The 18,078-nt window shown below is 69.6% G+C and carries 18 protein-coding genes and 1 pseudogene; 13 read left to right on the top strand and 6 right to left on the bottom strand.

Annotation, left to right across the window (positions count from 1 at the left end; translation table 11 throughout):
* Positions 1–2: 2 nt before the first annotated feature.
* The 7 genes and pseudogenes from DIE08_RS18795 to DIE08_RS18765 all read left to right on the top strand — a co-directional run bounded on the left by DIE08_RS18795 (position 3) and on the right by DIE08_RS18765 (position 6,842).
* Complete coding sequence (locus DIE08_RS18795; RefSeq protein WP_059607406.1) at positions 3–818, top strand: endonuclease/exonuclease/phosphatase family protein; 816 nt, start codon at positions 3–5, stop codon at positions 816–818.
* A gap of 71 nt (positions 819–889) precedes the next feature.
* Positions 890–1,001 (top strand): annotated as a pseudogene (locus tag DIE08_RS18790) (LysE family translocator); the annotation flags it as partial.
* A 226-nt stretch (positions 1,002–1,227) separates the two neighbouring features.
* A complete protein-coding gene (locus tag DIE08_RS18785; RefSeq protein ID WP_059535031.1) occupies positions 1,228–1,998 on the top strand; it encodes a ferredoxin--NADP reductase in 771 nt (256 codons plus the stop codon).
* A gap of 415 nt (positions 1,999–2,413) precedes the next feature.
* A complete protein-coding gene (gene rqpS, locus DIE08_RS18780) occupies positions 2,414–3,229 on the top strand; it encodes a quorum system sensor histidine kinase RqpS (RefSeq protein WP_124902936.1) in 816 nt (271 codons plus the stop codon).
* A 7-nt stretch (positions 3,230–3,236) separates the two neighbouring features.
* Positions 3,237–3,893 (top strand): response regulator transcription factor RqpR, encoded by a 657-nt coding sequence (gene rqpR / locus DIE08_RS18775; RefSeq protein WP_059607410.1) that lies wholly within the window; start codon positions 3,237–3,239, stop codon positions 3,891–3,893.
* A 197-nt stretch (positions 3,894–4,090) separates the two neighbouring features.
* Positions 4,091–5,497: an amino acid permease gene (locus DIE08_RS18770; RefSeq protein ID WP_124902934.1), complete on the top strand. Its 1,407-nt coding sequence runs from the start codon at positions 4,091–4,093 to the stop codon at positions 5,495–5,497.
* 319 nt (positions 5,498–5,816) lie between these two features.
* Positions 5,817–6,842, top strand: coding sequence for an XdhC family protein (locus DIE08_RS18765; protein WP_059607548.1), 1,026 nt, complete (start codon positions 5,817–5,819; stop codon positions 6,840–6,842).
* Positions 6,843–6,921: 79 nt separating this feature from the next.
* On the opposite strand, the gene DIE08_RS18760 is transcribed toward DIE08_RS18765, so the two are convergent.
* From DIE08_RS18760 to fliE, 6 genes are all read right to left on the bottom strand, one after another.
* Positions 6,922–7,656 carry a PepSY-associated TM helix domain-containing protein gene (locus DIE08_RS18760; RefSeq protein ID WP_124902932.1) on the bottom strand — a complete coding sequence of 245 codons (735 nt, stop codon included), beginning with the start codon at positions 7,654–7,656 and terminating at the stop codon, positions 6,922–6,924.
* A gap of 264 nt (positions 7,657–7,920) precedes the next feature.
* Complete coding sequence (locus tag DIE08_RS18755) at positions 7,921–8,241, bottom strand: EscU/YscU/HrcU family type III secretion system export apparatus switch protein (RefSeq protein ID WP_124626981.1); 321 nt, start codon at positions 8,239–8,241, stop codon at positions 7,921–7,923.
* Positions 8,238–9,593: a flagellar hook-length control protein FliK gene (locus tag DIE08_RS18750; protein ID WP_124902930.1), complete on the bottom strand. Its 1,356-nt coding sequence runs from the start codon at positions 9,591–9,593 to the stop codon at positions 8,238–8,240. Before DIE08_RS18750 ends, DIE08_RS18755 begins: the two co-directional genes overlap by 4 nt.
* A 75-nt stretch (positions 9,594–9,668) precedes the next feature.
* Positions 9,669–10,001, bottom strand: a complete 333-nt coding sequence (locus DIE08_RS18745) for a flagellar protein FliT (RefSeq protein WP_059607422.1) — start codon at positions 9,999–10,001, stop codon at positions 9,669–9,671.
* Positions 9,998–10,432, bottom strand: a complete 435-nt coding sequence (gene fliS / locus DIE08_RS18740; RefSeq protein WP_059535013.1) for a flagellar export chaperone FliS — start codon at positions 10,430–10,432, stop codon at positions 9,998–10,000. Before fliS ends, DIE08_RS18745 begins: the two co-directional genes overlap by 4 nt.
* A 208-nt stretch (positions 10,433–10,640) precedes the next feature.
* On the bottom strand, positions 10,641–10,985 hold the full coding sequence (gene fliE / locus DIE08_RS18735; RefSeq protein WP_059448462.1) for a flagellar hook-basal body complex protein FliE: 345 nt from the start codon (positions 10,983–10,985) through the stop codon (positions 10,641–10,643).
* 251 nt (positions 10,986–11,236) lie between these two features.
* On the opposite strand from fliE, the gene fliF reads away from it, so the two are divergent.
* From fliF to DIE08_RS18700, 6 genes are read left to right on the top strand one after another with little or no spacing between them, the layout of a single operon-like run.
* Positions 11,237–13,000: a flagellar basal-body MS-ring/collar protein FliF gene (fliF, locus tag DIE08_RS18725; RefSeq protein WP_124626985.1), complete on the top strand. Its 1,764-nt coding sequence runs from the start codon at positions 11,237–11,239 to the stop codon at positions 12,998–13,000.
* Positions 12,990–13,985 (top strand): flagellar motor switch protein FliG, encoded by a 996-nt coding sequence (gene fliG, locus DIE08_RS18720; RefSeq protein ID WP_124626987.1) that lies wholly within the window; start codon positions 12,990–12,992, stop codon positions 13,983–13,985. The genes fliF and fliG overlap by 11 nt, the downstream gene beginning before the upstream one ends.
* On the top strand, positions 13,978–14,661 hold the full coding sequence (fliH, locus tag DIE08_RS18715; protein ID WP_059607427.1) for a flagellar assembly protein FliH: 684 nt from the start codon (positions 13,978–13,980) through the stop codon (positions 14,659–14,661). Before fliG ends, fliH begins: the two co-directional genes overlap by 8 nt.
* Complete coding sequence (gene fliI, locus DIE08_RS18710) at positions 14,655–16,214, top strand: flagellar protein export ATPase FliI (RefSeq protein WP_124902928.1); 1,560 nt, start codon at positions 14,655–14,657, stop codon at positions 16,212–16,214. Before fliH ends, fliI begins: the two co-directional genes overlap by 7 nt.
* A gap of 5 nt (positions 16,215–16,219) precedes the next feature.
* On the top strand, positions 16,220–16,678 hold the full coding sequence (fliJ, locus tag DIE08_RS18705; protein WP_059607431.1) for a flagellar export protein FliJ: 459 nt from the start codon (positions 16,220–16,222) through the stop codon (positions 16,676–16,678).
* A gap of 31 nt (positions 16,679–16,709) precedes the next feature.
* Positions 16,710–18,071, top strand: coding sequence for a flagellar hook-length control protein FliK (locus tag DIE08_RS18700; protein WP_124902926.1), 1,362 nt, complete (start codon positions 16,710–16,712; stop codon positions 18,069–18,071).
* The last annotated feature ends 7 nt before the right edge of the window (positions 18,072–18,078 follow it).

Raw genomic sequence — 18,078 nt, 5'->3', positions numbered from 1 at the left:
CCATGTCCGCCGACGCCCTGTCCTTGCCGTTCGCCGAGCCGCACGCCGCGCCCGACGAAATCACCGCGGTCAGCTGGAACCTGCACAAGGGCCGCTCGCCGCTCGGCTTCACCGCATGGAACGCGATGCGCAACTGGATGCAGTCGACGCACGCGGACGTGTATTTCCTGCAGGAGGCGATGGCGCGCCGCATGCCGCGCCCGATGCTCGCCCCCGGCTTCGGCGCGCCGATGGACGACACGGTCGACGACGTGTGGCACTGCCAGGCCACCGAGATCGCGCAGGCGCTCGACTGGCAGATCGCGCTCGGACCGAACGTGTTCAAGCCGTCGTGGCGGCACGGCAACGCGATCCTGTCGCCGCATCCGCTCGACCTCGGCGGCCGCTGGGACATCTCCGCGCACCGCTTCGAGCGGCGCGGGCTGCTGGTTGCGCGCGCGACGCTCGCGGGCGCACGGCCCGTCACGCTGCTGTGCGCGCACCTCGCGCTCACGCGCGCGGCGCGGCTGCGCCAGATGCACTGGATCGCGCACTGGATCGTGCGCAACGCGGGCGACGACCCGCTCGTGCTCGCCGGCGACTTCAACGACTGGCGCAACGATTCGGTCGCGCTGTTCGGCGAGATCGGGCTGTCCGAGGTCGCGACGCTGCTCGGCCAGTCGGGCCGCACGTTCCCCGCGTTCTCCCCGGCGCTCGCGCTCGACAAGATGTTCGTGCGCGGGCTGACGCCGCTCGAATGGCAGGCGCCGTCCGGCGAAACCGCGTGGCTGTCGGACCACCTGCCGTATATCGCGCGGCTGCGCCTCGATCCGCAGTGACGCGGTAGCGCGGCAGCAGGGCTGCGCGCTAGAGTAGCGATTTGCCGGCCCGCCGCCGCGCCCGCCATGAGTATTCGTGCGTCGCGTTCCTGTTCGCGAGCCCGCGTGCGCAGCGCGGCTATCGACGCGCTGTGCGGCACCGCGCTCGTCGGCCTGGGCGCGAAGCTCGCGGCCGATCGCTGAAAGCCGGTTGCAAGATTTCGTTGCGCCAAATCCGCGCAGCCGCGCGGGTCAAGCCCGCATCTGCCCCAAGCAGGGTAAAATAACCAGTTCCTCAATCGTCTGTCATCGAGAAGGCGCGTGTCCGACGCGCCGGCCGGCCGATCCGCGATCGGGCCGACGCACTCGGTTTTTTGCCCGTTTTTGGGCCCGTTACACGCGTCCGCTACGCGCGTCCGTTTTCAAAGCCATGAGCAAATACGACACCGCCACCGTCCAATCCGTCCATCACTGGACCGACACGCTTTTCAGCTTCACCTGCACCCGTGAGCCGAGCCTGCGCTTCAACAACGGCGAATTCACGATGGTCGGCCTCGAGGTCGACGGCAAGCCGCTCGCGCGTGCCTACTCGATCGTCAGCCCGAACTACGAAGAGCACCTCGAATTCTTCAGCATCAAGGTCCAGAACGGCCCGCTGACGTCGCGCCTGCAGCACCTGAAGGTGGGCGACTCGGTGCTGATCGGCAAGAAGCCGACCGGCACGCTCGTCGCCGACAACCTGCTGCCCGGCAAGACGCTGTGGATGCTGTCGACCGGCACGGGCCTCGCCCCATTCATGTCGATCATCCGCGACCCGGACATCTACGAACGCTTCGACAAGGTCATCCTGACGCACACCTGCCGCCTGAAGGGCGAGCTGGCGTACATGGACTACATCAAGCACGACCTGCCGGGCCACGAGTACCTCGGCGACATCATCAAGGAAAAGCTCGTCTACTACCCGACGGTCACGCGCGAGGCGTTCGACAACGAGGGCCGGATCACCGACCTGATCGCGACGGGCAAGCTGTTCACGGACCTCGGCGTGCCGGCGTTCTCGCCGGAAAACGACCGCGTGATGCTGTGCGGCAGCACCGCGATGCTGAAGGACACGACGGACCTGCTGAAGCAGGCCGGCCTGGTCGAAGGCAAGAACAGCGCGCCGGGTCACTACGTGATCGAACGCGCATTCGTGGACTGATCGATCCCCGAATTTGTGCAGCATCAAGAACCGGAGCAATAGCTCCGGTTTTTTTTCGCCCCTACTTGGCGAATTCGTAACAAACCACGATCATTCCATGGCAAATCGTTACATTTTGATACGCACCATCCAGGTGCTTCCGTGTCAGTGTTTTTCCTACAACAGCTTCACTCGGATTATTCACATTTACCCTTAAATGTCCGCCTGGCATGACGTTTTCCAAATTTTTGAGATATTATTCGCCCCGCGCGGTCGCCGATTCGGCGACCATTGGAGGGTCGGACTCAAACGTTACAAGATGTAACTTTTGTTACCTCGGTACGGGGCGATTCTCTGGCGGCTGCCGTCATCGAAACGGCAGCCGATCCAGGCAGCCAGCCGGTGTCCGAACCGCTTTCTGATAGCAGGGAGAGTCATGGTTACGTCGCTCAATGCGCCCACGGGCGCTCACGCCCCGTTCCCGTCGCAGCCGCTCGACTGCGACGCAGCCGCGCCCGCGCCCGTGGCCGAAGCCCTGCCCGAACACGACACGTCCGCCGCCCGGATCGCGGCGCTGTCCCTCCAGCTGATGGTTGCCGACGAGGCGGCCCGCCGCCATCTCGCCGGCGAACTGCATGACGGACTCGGCGCCGAACTCACCGCCGCGCGTTTCGCGCTGGCAAACGTTCAAACGTGGCTGCCGGCCGATGCGCCGGACGGCTGCCTGCGCGCGCTCGAGCTGGCGCAGCAGGCGCTCGACTCCGCCACCGACGCCAACCGCCAGCTGATCGACGAGCGCGACACGCCGGCACTCGACGGCGGCGTCGTCGGCGCCCTGTCGACGTGGGTCGACAGCCACACGGCCCGCACCGGCCTGCGCACGAGCTTCGTCTGCGCGGCCGACGCGCGACTCACGCAACTCGGCGGCGCCGGCGCGCTCGCCATCTTCCGCGTCGCGCAGGAAGCGCTGTCGAACGTCGCGAAGCATGCGCGCGCGACATCCGTCGACGTGCAGATCGACACCGACGACTCGCATATGTCCCTGATCGTCACCGACGATGGGACCGGTCTTGCACGTAGCCGGCGCACCGGCTACGGTCTCGCCGGAATGCGCGCACGCTGCGAGGCGTTCGGCGGCAGCTTCGACGCGAGCGCACCGGAAGCAGGCCGCGGCACGCGCGTCACCGCGCGCTTCGCGTGGGACTCGCTGTTCGCGGAGCCGGCGGCCGCGCGCCGCGCATCGCTTTCGTGAGGCCCTCATGAGCCTGAACATCCTGCTCGTGGACGATCACGCGATCGTCCGGCAAGGGATCCGCCATCTGCTGATCGACCGCGGCATCGCGCGTAACGTGACCGAAGCCGAGACCGGCAGCGATGCGGTGGCCGCCGTCGACCGCCAGGCCTTCGACGTGATCCTGCTCGACATCTCCTTGCCGGACACGAACGGCATCGAGGTGCTCAAGCGCATCAAGCGCAAGCTGCCGGGCGCGCCGGTGCTGATGTTCTCGATGTATCGCGAGGACCAGTACGCGGTGCGCGCGCTGAAGGCCGGCGCGGCAGGCTACCTGTCGAAGACGGTGAATGCCGCGCAGATGATCGGCGCGATCCAGCAGGTCGCGGCCGGCCGCAAGTACGTGAGCCCGGCGATGGCCGAGGCGCTTGCCGAATACGTGTCGTTCGAGAACGAACCGCTGCCGCACGAGAAGCTGTCCGACCGCGAATACCAGACGCTCTGCATGCTGGCGTCGGGCAAGCGCCTCACCGACATCGCGAACACGCTGTCGCTGTCGGTGAAGACGGTCAGCGTGTACCGGTCGCGGCTGCTCGAGAAGATGCGGCTGTCGAACAACGCGGAACTGACGTTCTACGTGATGAGCAACCGGCTCGTCGACATGGCGCCCGCGTCGGGCGCCTGATTCATCGTCCTCGCCGCGCCGGCCGGCTCCGCGCCGGGCCCGGTGCGCCGAACGACGCACACAAGCGCTTGTTTTATCGGACGATTCCCGAGCGCGCCGCTGCGCCGCAGCGGGTCTTCCACGCCAAATCGGCTAAAATTACGGGTTTTCACTCACTCGGCGCCGCCGCGCTCGCGCGCGCTGGAGACTCATCCGCAATGTCCCTCTTCCGCAAGAAAAACGTCGATCGCATGATCGCCGGCGCACACGGCGCCGGGCTCAAGAAAGCGCTCGGCGCAATCGACCTCACCTTCCTCGGCATCGGCGCGATCATCGGCACCGGCATCTTCGTGCTGACCGGCACGGGCGCCGTGCAGGCCGGCCCCGCGCTGATGCTGTCGTTCGTGATCGCCGCGATCGCGTGCGGCCTCGCGGCGCTGTCGTACGCCGAATTCGCGTCGACGATTCCGGTCGCGGGCTCGATCTACACGTACTCGTACGCGACGCTCGGCGAGCTCGTCGCCTGGATCATCGGCTGGGACCTGATGCTCGAATACGGCCTCGCGGCGTCGGCCGTGTCGGTCGGCTGGTCGGGCTACCTGCAGTCGCTGCTGCAGGGCTTCGGGCTCACGCTGCCGACCGTGCTGACGGCCGCGCCCGGCGCGATTCCGGGCGTCGTCACGTGGTTCAACCTGCCGGCGTTCCTCGTGATGGTGGTGATCACGACGCTGCTGTCGATCGGCATCCGCGAGTCGACCCGCATCAACAACATCATGGTGTTCATCAAGGTGTCGGTCGTGCTGCTCGTGATCGCGGTCGGCGTCTTCCACGTCACGCCAGCGAACTGGAAACCGTTCATGCCGCACGGCTGGAACGGCGTGTTCGGCGCGGCGGCCGTGATGTTCTTCGCGTTCATCGGCTTCGACGCGGTGTCGTCGGCGGCCGAGGAAGTGAAGAATCCGAAACGCGACCTGCCGATCGGCATCATCGCGTCGCTCGCGGTGTGCGCGGTGCTGTACGTGACGGTCGCGGCGGTCGCGACCGGCATCGTGCCGTCGGCGCAGTACGCGAACGTGTCGCACCCGATCTCGTATGCGCTGCAGATCGCCGGCGAGAAGTGGGTCGCGGGCTTCATCGATCTCGGCGCGGTGCTCGGCATGCTGACCGTGATCCTCGTGATGAGCTACGGCCAGACGCGCATCATCTTCGCGATGTCGCGCGACGGGCTGCTGCCGGCGGCGCTGTCGCGCGTGCATCCGCGCTACGCGACGCCGTTCCTGACGACCTGGCTCGTCGGCCTGTTCTTCGGGCTGATCGCCGCGCTCGTGCCGCTCAACGTGCTCGCCGAGCTGATCAACATCGGCACGCTCGCCGCGTTCTCGATGGTGTCGATCGCGGTGCTGGTGCTGCGCCGCACGCACCCGGAACTGCCGCGCGCATTCCGCTGCCCGGGCGTGCCGGTGGTGCCGATCCTCGCGGTCGGCGCGTGCCTGTTCCTGATGCTGAACCTGCAACCCGTCACGTGGGCCGCGTTCGGCATCTGGCTCGTCATCGGCCTCGTGATCTACTTCCTGTATTCGCGGCACCACTCGAAGCTCGCGCACGGTCAGCACGACGCGCATTGACCACCGTCGCTGCGCGCGCACGCCGCGCGCAGCGGCACGACGCCACGCCGGGCCGTCACCGGCCCCGTGGGCGCCCCCTCCCCGCCGGAGCCCGCCCGGCCATCGGCGCCCCTAGAGCGTGGCGCACCACACGCACCACACGCGCCGCCGCGCCCCGCCCGCACCCGATCGCTGCCCGATCGTCGCGATTTCTTGCCCGATCGTCCGGATTTGCCTGCACGATTTGCGCGCTGCCAGCACGCGCGCGCCGGGCGGTTCATAATCCGGCCATCGAACGATGGCCCGGCCCGGCGGGCCGTCCGGCAACAGGAACGGAATGATGGAAAGCGTCGATCTCGATGTACTGAAATCCAGCGCGCGCTGGCTCGACGAAGGGCGCCGCGTGCTGCTCGTGACGGTCGTGAAGACGTGGGGTTCGTCACCCCGCCCCGAGGGCGCGATGCTCGCGGTGCGCGAGGACGGCCTCGTGGTCGGCTCCGTGTCAGGCGGCTGCATCGAGGACGACCTGATCGCCCGCGTGCATGCGAGCGGGATCGCGGCCGATGCACGCCCGGAAGCCGTCAAGTACGGCGTGACGGCCGAGGAAGCACACCGCTTCGGGCTGCCCTGCGGCGGCACGATCCAGCTCGTGCTGGAGCCGCTCACGCCCGACAGCGGGATCGCCGCGCTGTGCGCGGAAGTCGAGGCCGGCCGCCTCGTCACGCGCACGATGACGCTCGCGACCGGCCGCGCGTCGCTGTCGCCCGCGCAGGCGACCGACGGGCTCGCGTTCGACGGCGACCGGCTCGTGACGATACACGGGCCGCGCTACCGGATGCTCGTGATCGGCGCGGGGCAGTTGTCGCGCTATCTGTGCCAGATCGCGGTCGGGCTCGATTATCAGGTGACGGTCTGCGATCCGCGCGAGGAGTACACGGATGCGTGGGACGTGACGGGCACGCGCGTCGTACACACGATGCCCGACGACACGGTGCTCGACATGAAACTCGACGCGCGTTCGGCCGTGATCGCGCTCACGCACGACCCGAAGCTCGACGATCTCGCGCTGATGGAGGCACTGAAGACGCCCGCGTTCTACGTGGGCGCGCTCGGCTCGCGGCGCAACAACGCCGCCCGGCGCGAGCGGCTGCTCGAATTCGACCTGAGCGAGGCGGAACTGGCGCGGCTGCACGGGCCGGCCGGCATCTACATCGGCAGCCGCACGCCGCCGGAAATCGCGATCTCGATCCTCGCCGAGATCACGGCCGCGAAGAACAACGTGTCGCTGCCGACGATCCTGCAGGTCGAGGGCGCGAAGGCCGCCCGCGAGATCGCGGCGAACAGCGGCGCGACCTGCGGCCTCTGAAGCTGGTTGCCCCGTGGCGCATGGCCGTGCCGGGCGCCGTCATGCGCCGGCGGACAACCGGCGCACGTCGATGGTCAAGTCAGGCGAGACCCGCGGCGAGCGCCGCGGCGACGGAGCCTGCCACCAGCACGACGCCGACCGTGCGGCGCTTGTTCAACTCCGTCCACAGCAGCACGCCCGTCAGCGACAACAGGATCAGCGAACCGGCGATCGTGTCCATCAGCAACACCCAGCCGAGATTCATGCCGACGCCGCGATGCAGGTTGTTCAGCGTGGTCAGGAACGTATTGCCGGTGCGCTTCACCGATACGTAGCCATTGCCGACCCAATATTCGGCCTGCAGGCTCTGGTGCGGACCGAACAGGCCCATCTGCCAGTGCTCCGGCTGCATCACGCGCTTGTCGCCCCAGGCGACCGGCTGCGCAGGCTCCTTGCGCACGCGGCCCGGCCGGCCGTCGAAGTACAGTTCGTGCTGCAGCCACTTCGTCATCGCGGCCGGCGACTTCGGCGCCGGATCCGGCAACGCGATCTGCATCTGCTCGACCTGCGGTTCGCCGGTCGGGATCTTCAGCGGCGGCGCACGGTGGTTGAGCAGCACGCCCGTCACGCCGAACAGCAGGCCGAGCACCGCGCCCCAGAGCCCGACCCAGCCATGCACCTTGCGCAGCCATTTGATGAAGGTCGCGCGGCGCGAGCGCCGGCGGCGCGTCGCCAGTTCGGCGTCGCTCAGGGTTCGTGCGGCCGGATGCAGCACGGTGACGCCCGCTGGGGGCCTGCCCGCCTGCGGCGGGGCGATCGTTTCGGGCGCGTTCACGCGAGAGTATCCATTCGTTCAAAGCAACGGGCAGCGCACGAAAAACGCGCGCCGCCCGGATAACATGAAAATGAGAATGGATATCATTACACAAATGACGCGCCCGCTCAATCCCACGGCGAACGTCGGCCGACAAGAATATCAGGCGATAACCGACGAAGCGCGCGGATTCCACGCCAATCCAGGTCAATAGAAGGAAATGCCGGCGAAATGATTGTGAAAGACTGTGACAACATCTCGCAAGAAAAACGGGCCGGCGAACGCTCAGCGGCGCAGCGGCGGTAGTGGAAAATGCGGGGCGACGTCGCCCGGCCCGGGCTCGGTCCGATCGAGCGCGTACAGCCATGCCAGCAAATCCGCGACGGCCTGGTAAAGCTGCGGCGGAATCCGGTCGTCGAGATCGACCTGCATCAGCAGCGACACCATCTCCGGCGCGGTATGCACGTACAGCCCGGCATCCCGCGCACGAGCGACGATCATCTCGGCGAGCAGGCCGTACCCCTTCGCAACCACGCGCGGCGCGGTATCGCCCCCCTTCGGATCGTAGACGAGCGCGGTCGCGCGCTTGCGGGACGCCATGCTCATCGCGGCACCTCGTCGTCGGCGCCCGGCGTGCCGCCCGCCGCGCTGCGCGCATACGCGGCGGCTGCCGCCTGCGCGACGAGCGGGTCGAAGCCGTCCGGTTCGTCGCCGACCGCACGGATCGACAGTCCGCCGAGCTGCAGCCCCGATCCCTCGAACCGCTGCCGCAGCGCGGCCTCGTTCCGCGTGAGCCGGTCGGCGCCGGCCGAATTCGCGCGCAGTCGCGCGACGAGTTGCGCGCCATTGAGCACCAGCTCCGCGTCGACCGTGCCGAGCGACGGTAACGTGAGCGTCAGCCGCGTGCGCCATGCGATCCCGCTTCCTGCATCGTCGCCGCCGCGCGACGCGTGGCCGCCCGGATCGTCGGGCTCGATCGTCCAGTCGAGGCGCGCCCCGGGCCACGCCTCGCCCGCCCAGCGGAATTGGTCGGTCGCGAGCGCATCGAGCTGCTGCCGGACGATCGGCACGGCGGCCGGATGCACGGGAGCCGGTGCCTGCGCCTGCGGATCGGCCGACGCGGCGGCCAGTTCGGCGCGCGCGGGCGTCCAGCGCGTGTCGGGGCGGTCGCCGAGCGGGTCGGTCGTCGCGGCCGTGGCCGACGCCGCACCTTGCCGAGTGGCGGCAGCCGCGTTCTGTGCAAGCTCGCGCGGCACCGCACCGCCGGACGCGGGCGTGCCCGGCTGCGTGGCCGTTCGCGCTGTCGTCGGTAGCGGCAGGCGCTGCGCGAGCAGTTCGTCGAGCACGTCGGGTGCGTCCTGCTGCGCGGCATCCGGGGCGGGCTGCACCGGCGCGGTCGTGAGCCGCGCCTGCGGTTCGCGCATCAGCGCGGCGAGCGGGCGCTGGCCGGCCAGCCACTGCGCGAGATGGGATTCGTAAAAGAGGCCGCTTTCGCTCACGGCCTGCGCGAGCGCCGCACGCAGCGCCGCGACGGGCGGCGCGGCCGCCGCATCGCGCGCGGCCGCGACGTCAGACGCAGGCGTTGCAGTGGAAAGCGTGGCGGCGGACGCAGCCGGACCGGCGGCCGGCTGCCCGTCCGGCGGCACGGCCGCCGCCGTGCTCAGCAACACGGCAGGATCGGCCAGCAGCGGCGTGCGCCCGGCGATCACGGGCGTCGCGATGCCGCCCGAGCGCGAGATCGCGTCGAGCACGAGCGCGACCTCGGACAGCGCGGTCTGCGCGGATGCCGGTGGTGCCGCCGGCGGGGCCCCGGTCGAAGACGGCGACGACGCGCCGGCGCCCGGCGTGCCGACCTGCGCGGTCGCGCCGCCGCCAGCGGGCGCCGTCACGGAGCCGGTCAGCAGGCTGTCGAGGCGACTCGCCAGCAGGGCGGCCGCAACGGAGTCGATACCGGTCATGATCGGAGCCTGCTCACCTCAGCCACATCGTTGGGAAGCCGGGCAGGCGGCAACCGCCGCCCCGGCAAACGGGCACTACCCGCGAGCGCGGTAGAGATCGGTCAATACCTGGGTCGAGCGCCGCGCCTCGAACAGCGCGGACAGCCGGGCGACTTCCGGACTCGCGAGATCGCGGATCGCGGCGTCGTCGGCGAGGATGCGGCGGATCAGCCCGAGCTTGCGACCGAGGTCGGCCTGGTCGAGCGCGACGCCCGGATCGGCCTCCTTCAGCCCATCGACGAGACGCAGGAATTCGGCCTGCAACTCCGGCAGCGCGCTCCACTCCGCGCCGCGCGCCGCGGACAGCATGCGGCCCGAAACGGCCGCGAGCGCCTCGTAGCGTGCGAAGTATTCGGCCTTGAGATTCATCGTGCCGCGCCCGCCGCCTGTTGCGCGGCCATGCGTGCGACTTCCGGAGCGATACCCGTCCACGCTTCCTCGAGCGTCGCGAGCAACCCGTCGACCTCGACCAGCATCGCGTCGCTCGCGTGCATGTTGGCTTCCAGCAGGCGCCGGCCGATATACGTGTACAGCGCGTCGAGGCGCCCGGCGATCTGGCCCCCCGCGTCGCGGTTCAGCGATGCCTGCAGGCCGCTCTCGACGATCCCGATCGCCTTGCCGATCGCTTCGCCGCGTGCGGGCACGTTGCCCTGCTGCAGATGCATGCGCGCGAGCGCGATGGCCTGGCGCGCGCCCTGGTACAGCATCGCGATCAGCCGGTGCGGGGAGGCGCCCATCACCCCCGTCTCGACGCCGACACGCGCGTATGCACTGGCTCCAGCGTGTCCTGGGGAAAACATGCGCTTCTCCTTGTGTTGCGTTGGCTATGCGGTGGCCGCCTCCCTGCAATGCATGACGCGGCCTTCTTCCAGAGTTATCGGAAGGGAATTGAAAAGCTTTAGGCGCACGGGCCGCCGGCCGGACCGGCAGGCCGCTCACCGGGCGCGTCGCCGGTCGGCCGCCCGCGGATGTCCATCGCCGGCTGGCCGTCCCGGGTTGCCGGGCCCGTCACACGGACATCTGCATGATGTCGTTGTAGGCGCTCACGAGCTTGTTGCGGACCTGGAGCCCGAACTGGAAACCGATGTTGGCCTTCTGCATGTCGACCATCACGTCGTTCAGCGACACGTTCGCCGCGCCGACCTCGAACGCCTGCGCCTCGCCGAGCGCGTGCTTCTGGTCGCCGCTGATCTTGTCCAGCGACGCCTTCATCGCGCTCGCGAACGTGCCGGCCGTCGCCGCGCCCGAACCGGCGAGCGCCGCCGTCGGGCTCGCGACCCCGCCGCTCGCCTGCGCGGCCATCGCCTGCATCTGTTGCAACACCGAACCGATTCCGCTGACGTTGGCAGCCATGCTGTCCCCAGACATATGAGAGTAGAGACCCGGACGCACCGGGCGCTCCGACGGGCGCCGCACGACGCGCACCATGCCGGATCGCGAAAAAGGATAGCAGCGCGGCGCGCGCCAAAGCCGCGAAAGTACGGGGGAAACCCCGCTCTTTTCAGTCGATCGGAGTCGGGCCCCGGTCCCGATAATCGCATCGTGTCATTGTCCGTCCGCTCGTCCGAGCGGCTCAGTCGTCCCGCTCCGGAGAAATTCCACGCATGGATTCGCAGGCCAACTCGCTGATCAACCCCGACGCCCGCACGGGCCTCGCCAGCCCGGTGCCAGGCGCCACCGCGGCCGCCGCGTTGCCGGGAGCAGGCGGCGCCGGCGCGGACTTCGGGTTCGGCGGCTTCGCGGAACGCATCCCCGGCATCACGCGGATGAAGGGCAACCCGAAACTGCCGTTCGTGATCGCCGTCGCGCTCGCCATCGCCGCGATCACCGCGCTCGTGCTGTGGAGCCGCGCGCCCGACTATCGCGTGCTGTACAGCAACCTGTCGGACCGCGACGGCGGCGCGATCATCACCGCGCTCCAGCAGGCAAACGTTCCCTACAAGTTCGCCGACGCCGGCGGCGCGATCCTCGTGCCGTCGAACCAGGTACACGAAACGCGCCTGAAGCTCGCCGCGATGGGCCTGCCCAAGGGCGGCTCGGTCGGCTTCGAGCTGATGGACAGCCAGAAATTCGGCATCAGCCAGTTCGCCGAGCAGGTGAACTACCAGCGCGCGCTCGAAGGCGAGCTGCAACGCACGATCGAGTCGATCAACGCCGTGAAGACGGCGCGCGTGCATCTGGCGATCCCGAAGCCGTCGGTATTCGTGCGCGACAAGGAAGCGCCGAGCGCATCCGTGTTCGTCGATCTCTACCCGGGCCGCGTGCTCGACGAGGGCCAGGTGCAGGCGGTCACGCGGATGGTGTCGTCCGGCGTGCCCGACATGCCGGCCAAGAACGTGACGATCGTCGACCAGGACGGCAACCTGCTGACGCAGACCGCGTCGGCCACCGGCCTCGACGCGAGCCAGCTCAAGTACGTGCAGCAGGTCGAGCACAACACGCAAAAGCGCATCGACGCGATCCTCGCGCCGATCTTCGGCACCGGCAACGCGCGCTCGCAGGTCAGCGCGGACATCGATTTCTCGAAGCTCGAGCAGACCTCGGAAAGCTACGGCCCGAACGGCGCGCCGCAACAGGCCGCGATCCGCAGCCAGCAGACCAGCAGCGCGACCGAACTCGCGCAGGGCGGCGCATCGGGCGTGCCGGGCGCGCTGTCGAACACGCCGCCGCAGCCGGCCTCCGCGCCGATCGTCGCCGGCAACGGCCAGAACGGGCCGCAGTCGACGCCCGTCAGCGACCGCAAGGACCAGACGACCAACTACGAGCTCGACAAGACAATCCGCCACGTGGAGCAGCCGATGGGCAACGTGAAGCGGTTGTCGGTCGCCGTCGTGGTCAACTACCAGCCGGTCGCCGACGCGAAGGGCCACGTGACGATGCAGCCGCTGCCGCCCGCGAAGCTCGCGCAGATCGAGCAGCTCGTGAAGGACGCGATGGGCTACGACGAGAAGCGCGGCGACTCGGTCAACGTCGTGAACAGCGCGTTCTCGACCGCCACTGACCCGTACGCCGACCTGCCGTGGTGGCGCCAGCCGGACATGATCGCGATGGCGAAGGAAGCCGCGAAGTGGCTCGGCATCGCGGCGGCCGCGGCGGCGCTCTATTTCATGTTCGTGCGCCCGGCGATGCGCCGCGCGTTCCCGCCGCCCGAGCCGGCCGCACCGGCACTCGCGGCGCCGGAGGATCCGGTCGCGCTCGACGGCCTGCCCGCCCTGGAACAGGCGGACGAGCCCGATCCGCTGCTGCTCGGCTTCGAGAACGAAAAGAACCGCTACGAACGCAACCTCGACTACGCGCGCACGATCGCCCGCCAGGATCCGAAGATCGTCGCCACCGTCGTGAAGAACTGGGTGTCCGATGAACGCTGAAGGCCTGACCAAGAGCGCGCTGCTGCTGATGTCGATCGGCGAGGAAGAGGCCGCTGAAGTATTCAAGTTCCTCGCGCCGCGCGAGGTGCAGAAGATCGGCGCCGCGATGGCCGCGCTGAAGAACGTCACGCGCGAGCAGGTCGAGGAGGTGCTGCACGAGTTCGCGAAGGAAGCCGAGCAGCACACCGCGCTGTCGCTCGATTCGAGCGAGTACATCCGCTCGGTGCTGACCAAGGCGCTCGGCGAGGACAAGGCCGGCGTGCTGATCGACCGGATCCTGCAGGGCAGCGACACGAGCGGCATCGAGGGCCTGAAGTGGATGGACTCGGCCGCCGTCGCGGAACTGATCAAGAACGAGCATCCGCAGATCATCGCGACGATCCTCGTGCACCTCGACCGCGACCAGGCGTCCGAGATCGCGTCGTGCTTCACCGAGCGGCTGCGCAACGACGTGCTGCTGCGGATCGCGACGCTCGACGGCATCCAGCCGGCCGCGCTGCGCGAGCTCGACGACGTGCTGACCGGCCTGCTGTCCGGCAGCGACAACCTGAAGCGCAGCCCGATGGGCGGCATCCGCACCGCGGCCGAGATCCTGAACTTCATGACGAGCAATCACGAGGAAGGCGTGCTCGAAAGCGTGCGCCAGTACGACGCCGACCTCGCGCAGAAGATCGTCGACCAGATGTTCGTGTTCGAGAACCTGCTCGACCTCGAGGATCGCGCAATCCAGATGGTGCTGAAGGAAGTCGAGTCGGAAACGCTGATCATCGCGCTCAAGGGCGCGCCGCCCGCGCTGCGCCAGAAATTCCTCGCGAACATGTCGCAACGCGCGGCCGAACTGCTCGCCGAGGATCTCGACGCGCGCGGCCCGGTGCGCGTGTCCGAAGTCGAGACGCAGCAGCGCCGCATCCTGCAGATCGTGCGCAACCTCGCCGAGAGCGGTCAGATCGTGATCGGCGGCAAGGCGGAAGACGCGTATGTCTGATTCCGCGCGCGAGCACGCCGGCACCCTCACCGCGTACCAGCGGTGGGAGATGGCGTCGTTCGATCCGCCGCCGCCCCCGCCGCCGCCCGACGATGCGGCAGCGGCGGCCGCCGCGCTCGCCGAGGAGTTGCAGCGCGTGCGCGACGCCGCGCATGCCGAAGGCCATGCGGCCGGCCACGTCGAAGGCCAGGCACTGGGTTACCAGGCCGGGTTCGATCAGGGGCGCGAACAAGGCTTCGAGGCCGGCCAGGCCGAAGCACGCGAACAGGCCGCGCAGCTTGCGGCGCTGGCCGCGTCGTTTCGCGAGGCCGTGTCGGGCGTCGAGCACGATCTCGCGTCCGAGCTCGCGCAGCTCGCGCTCGACATCGCGCAGCAGGTCGTGCGCCAGCACGTGAAGCACGATCCGGCCGCGCTCGTCGCGGCCGTGCGCGACGTGCTCGCCGCCGAGCCGGCGTTGTCCGGCGCGCCGCATCTCGTGGTGAATCCGGCCGACCTGCCCGTCGTCGAAGCCTATCTGCAGGACGATCTCGATACGCTCGGCTGGAACGTGCGCACCGACGCGTCGATCGAGCGCGGCGGCTGCCGCGCGCACGCCGCGACCGGCGAGGTCGACGCGACGCTGCCGACCCGCTGGCAGCGCGTCGCCGCCGCGATCGGCAAGGTGAGCGCATGGTGACGCCCACGCCCGAATCGGTGCTGCACGACGGGATGACACCGCTCGAGCGCGAGCTCGCACTCGCGTCGTTCGGCCCCGATGCGTCGTTCGACCTCGAAGCATCGCATGGCGCTGCGCACGGCACGCACGCGCCCGCGACGGATACCGCCGGCGATGCGCCGCGCGCGCCGCACAATCCGCACCTCGCGCACTGGCGCACGCACCTGAACGGGCTCGCGGCCCGCAGTCACCGCGCGCTGCCGCTGCGCCCGTGCGGGCGCCTCACGCGCGCCGCGGGCCTCGTGCTCGAGGCGATCGGGCTGCGCCTGTCGGTCGGCGCCGAATGCACGATCGAATTGCCGCCCGGCAGCACGCTGCCGCACGCGGAAGCGGAAGTCGTCGGCTTCGCCGGCGATCGCCTGTTCCTGATGCCGACCACCGACGTCGCAGGCGTCTTGCCGGGTGCGCGTGTGTGGCCACGGGAAAGCGCGCCCGTCGCCGATCCGCTCGCCGGTGCGAAGCGGCTGCCGGTCGGCTGGGAAATGCTCGGGCGCGTGGTCGACGCGTCGGGCCGCCCGCTCGACGGCCTCGGCCCCCTCGCGTCGAAGGTCGACGCACCGCTGTCGGCGCCGTCGATCAACCCGCTCGATCGCGAGCCGATCCATCACGTGCTCGACGTCGGCGTGCGCGCGATCAACGGGCTGCTCACCGTCGGCCGCGGGCAGCGGATGGGCCTGTTCGCGGGTTCCGGCGTCGGCAAGTCGGTGCTGCTCGGCACGATGGCGCGCTACACCAGCGCGGAAGTGATCGTGATCGGGCTGATCGGCGAACGCGGCCGCGAAGTGAAGGAGTTCATCGAACAGATCCTCGGCGAGGACGGGCTCGCGCGCTCGGTCGTCGTCGCAGCGCCGGCCGACGTGTCGCCGCTGCTGCGGATGCAGGGCGCGGCCTACGCGACGTCGCTCGCCGAGTATTTCCGCGACCAGGGCAAGCACGTGCTGCTGCTGATGGATTCGCTGACGCGTTACGCGATGGCGCAGCGCGAGATCGCGCTTGCGATCGGCGAGCCGCCCGCGACCAAGGGCTATCCGCCGTCGGTGTTCGCGAAGCTGCCCGCGCTCGTCGAGCGCACCGGCAACGGGCCCGAAGGCGGCGGCTCGATCACCGCGTTCTACACGGTGCTGACCGAAGGCGACGACCAGCAGGACCCGATCGCCGATTCGGCGCGCGCGATCCTCGACGGCCATATCGTGCTGTCGCGCGCGCTCGCCGAAGCCGGCCACTATCCGGCGATCGACATCGAGGCGTCGATCAGCCGCGCGATGACCGCGCTGATCGACGAAACGCATCTCGACCGCGTGCGGCAGTTCAAGCAGATGCTGTCGCGCTACCAGCGCAATCGCGACCTGATCGCGGTCGGCGCCTATGCGCCCGGCCGCGACGCGCAGCTCGACCGCGCGATCGCGCTCTACCCGCGCATCGAATCGTTCCTGCAGCAGGGCTTTCGCGAATGCGCGCCGTTCGCGTCGAGCCTCGGCGCGCTCGATGCGCTGTTCGACGTACACGGAGGCTGACCCCGATGGCACACGGCTTTCCCCTTCAACTCCTGCTCGACCGCGCGCAGGAAGATCTCGACACGGCCGCGAAGCAGCTCGGCACCGCGCAGCGCGACCGCACCGCGGCCGCCGACCAGCTCGATGCACTGCTGCGCTATCGCGACGAGTATCACGCGCGCTTCGCGCAGTCCGCGCAACACGGGATGCCGGCCGGCAACTGGCGCAACTTCCAGGCGTTCATCGATACGCTCGACGCGGCGATCGTGCAGCAACGCAACGTGCTGGCCGCAGCCGAAGTCCGCATCGACGAGGCGCGCCCCAACTGGCAACAGAAGAAACGCACCGTCGGTTCATACGAAATCCTGCAGGCGCGCGGCGTCGCGCAGGAAGCGCAGCGTACGGCGAAGCGCGAACAGCGCGACGCCGACGAACACGCCGCGAAGATCCTGCGCATGCGGGCCGATGCGGCCCGTTCAGCGTAACCGCTCACCGCTTTCGAACGAGAGAATCGTCATGCCTCCCCTGCCCCTGCTCGGCGTGCTGCTCGACACCGCCGGCACCGCACTCAAGGCGATCCGCGACGCGGGTTCGTCCGCCTCCGCCAAGTCCGCCGGCAACGATGCCGCAAGCAGCCCTGCCGCCATGCCGTTCGCGCAGACGCTGAAGCAAAGCGTCGTCACGCGGCACGACGCGGCAATCGCCGGCAAGCCGGACGTCTCGACGAAACAGGCATCGTCGACATCCGCTGCCGGCACGAAGTCCGCCGACCACGGCGACGACGACCAGTCGACCGAAGACGCCATCGCGACGCTCAACCCGGACGCTGCCGCGCTCGCCGCGGCAGCCGCCGTGCAGGCGCAGCTGCAGACGCGCGCGAACGACGCGGCGCCGGCCGGCGCCGATACCGCTGCCACCGCCGCGCAAACGACGGCCGTGTCCGGCCAGCCCGACGCCACGGCCGTGCTGACGAACCACGCAAGCAAGGATGCGGCCGCCGAGCCTGCCGTGCCGGTGTCGGGTCGCGACACGCTGCAGGCGGCACTTGCGAAGCTGACCGGCGGCGCGGGCGCGATCGCGATGCCCGCGACGGGCACGGCTGCGACAGCGGCAGCACCCGCGGCGGCGACGTCCGCCTCGGCTGCCGCTACGCCGCCGACGCCGAAAGTCCCGACCTTCGACCGCACGCTCGCCGACGCGAAAGGCGCGCTCGCGACGCAGCAGGCGCCCACGCAAGCCACCGCACCGGCGCTGCAGGCCGGCGCAACGGCCCAGCCCGCCGCGCAGCACGCATTCGCGGCCGCCGAGGAAACCGCCAGCCCGGCCGCCGACGCGACGGTCGCTGCCGCCGCAACGGCTGCGGCAGCCGCACAGGCGAACCTCCAGGCATCGCCCGCCGCAAGCTCGATCGCCGCGGCCAACGCACACGTGCTGGCGCCGCACGTCGGCACCGCCGACTGGACCGATGCGCTGAGCCAGAAAGTCGTGTTCCTGTCGAATGCGCACCAGCAGAGCGCCGAGCTGACGCTGAACCCGCCGGACCTCGGCCCGCTGCAGGTCGTGCTGCGCGTCGCGGACAACCACGCGCATGCGCTGTTCGTGTCGCAGCACGCGCAGGTGCGCGACGCGGTGGAAGCCGCGCTGCCGAAACTGCGTGAAGCGATGGAAGCGGGCGGGCTCGGCCTGGGCAGCGCGAGCGTCAGCGATGGCGGCTTCGCGTCGCAGCAGCAGAACCCGCAGCAAAGCTTCGCCGGCGGCCGGCCGTCGCCGCGCGCGCGCGCCGGGTCGTCAGCCGTCGACGCACCGGTCGACGCCGTGCAATCCGCAGCGGCCGGCGCGACCGTGAGCCGCGCGGGCCTCGTCGATACGTTCGCCTGAGCATCGC

This window comes from Burkholderia sp. Bp9004, assembly GCF_003858025.1.
Taxonomy (GTDB): Bacteria; Pseudomonadota; Gammaproteobacteria; order Burkholderiales; family Burkholderiaceae; genus Burkholderia; species Burkholderia diffusa.
Note: the sequence above shows the minus strand (reverse complement) of the source record. Positions and strands in the feature narration are given on the sequence as shown.

Coding starts and splice junctions, on each gene's coding strand:
- fliI (WP_124902928.1), top strand. CDS start 14,655: ATGGTGACGCCCACGCCCGAATCGGTGCTGCACGACGGGATGACACCG.
- fliG (WP_124626987.1), top strand. CDS start 12,990: ATGAACGCTGAAGGCCTGACCAAGAGCGCGCTGCTGCTGATGTCGATC.
- fliS (WP_059535013.1), bottom strand. CDS start 10,432: ATGTTTTCCCCAGGACACGCTGGAGCCAGTGCATACGCGCGTGTCGGC.
- DIE08_RS18745 (WP_059607422.1), bottom strand. CDS start 10,001: ATGAATCTCAAGGCCGAATACTTCGCACGCTACGAGGCGCTCGCGGCC.
- rqpR (WP_059607410.1), top strand. CDS start 3,237: ATGAGCCTGAACATCCTGCTCGTGGACGATCACGCGATCGTCCGGCAA.
- fliF (WP_124626985.1), top strand. CDS start 11,237: ATGGATTCGCAGGCCAACTCGCTGATCAACCCCGACGCCCGCACGGGC.
- DIE08_RS18770 (WP_124902934.1), top strand. CDS start 4,091: ATGTCCCTCTTCCGCAAGAAAAACGTCGATCGCATGATCGCCGGCGCA.
- rqpS (WP_124902936.1), top strand. CDS start 2,414: ATGGTTACGTCGCTCAATGCGCCCACGGGCGCTCACGCCCCGTTCCCG.
- fliJ (WP_059607431.1), top strand. CDS start 16,220: ATGGCACACGGCTTTCCCCTTCAACTCCTGCTCGACCGCGCGCAGGAA.
- DIE08_RS18750 (WP_124902930.1), bottom strand. CDS start 9,593: ATGACCGGTATCGACTCCGTTGCGGCCGCCCTGCTGGCGAGTCGCCTC.
- DIE08_RS18785 (WP_059535031.1), top strand. CDS start 1,228: ATGAGCAAATACGACACCGCCACCGTCCAATCCGTCCATCACTGGACC.
- DIE08_RS18755 (WP_124626981.1), bottom strand. CDS start 8,241: ATGAGCATGGCGTCCCGCAAGCGCGCGACCGCGCTCGTCTACGATCCG.
- DIE08_RS18700 (WP_124902926.1), top strand. CDS start 16,710: ATGCCTCCCCTGCCCCTGCTCGGCGTGCTGCTCGACACCGCCGGCACC.
- fliH (WP_059607427.1), top strand. CDS start 13,978: ATGTCTGATTCCGCGCGCGAGCACGCCGGCACCCTCACCGCGTACCAG.
- DIE08_RS18795 (WP_059607406.1), top strand. CDS start 3: ATGTCCGCCGACGCCCTGTCCTTGCCGTTCGCCGAGCCGCACGCCGCG.
- fliE (WP_059448462.1), bottom strand. CDS start 10,985: ATGGCTGCCAACGTCAGCGGAATCGGTTCGGTGTTGCAACAGATGCAG.
- DIE08_RS18765 (WP_059607548.1), top strand. CDS start 5,817: ATGGAAAGCGTCGATCTCGATGTACTGAAATCCAGCGCGCGCTGGCTC.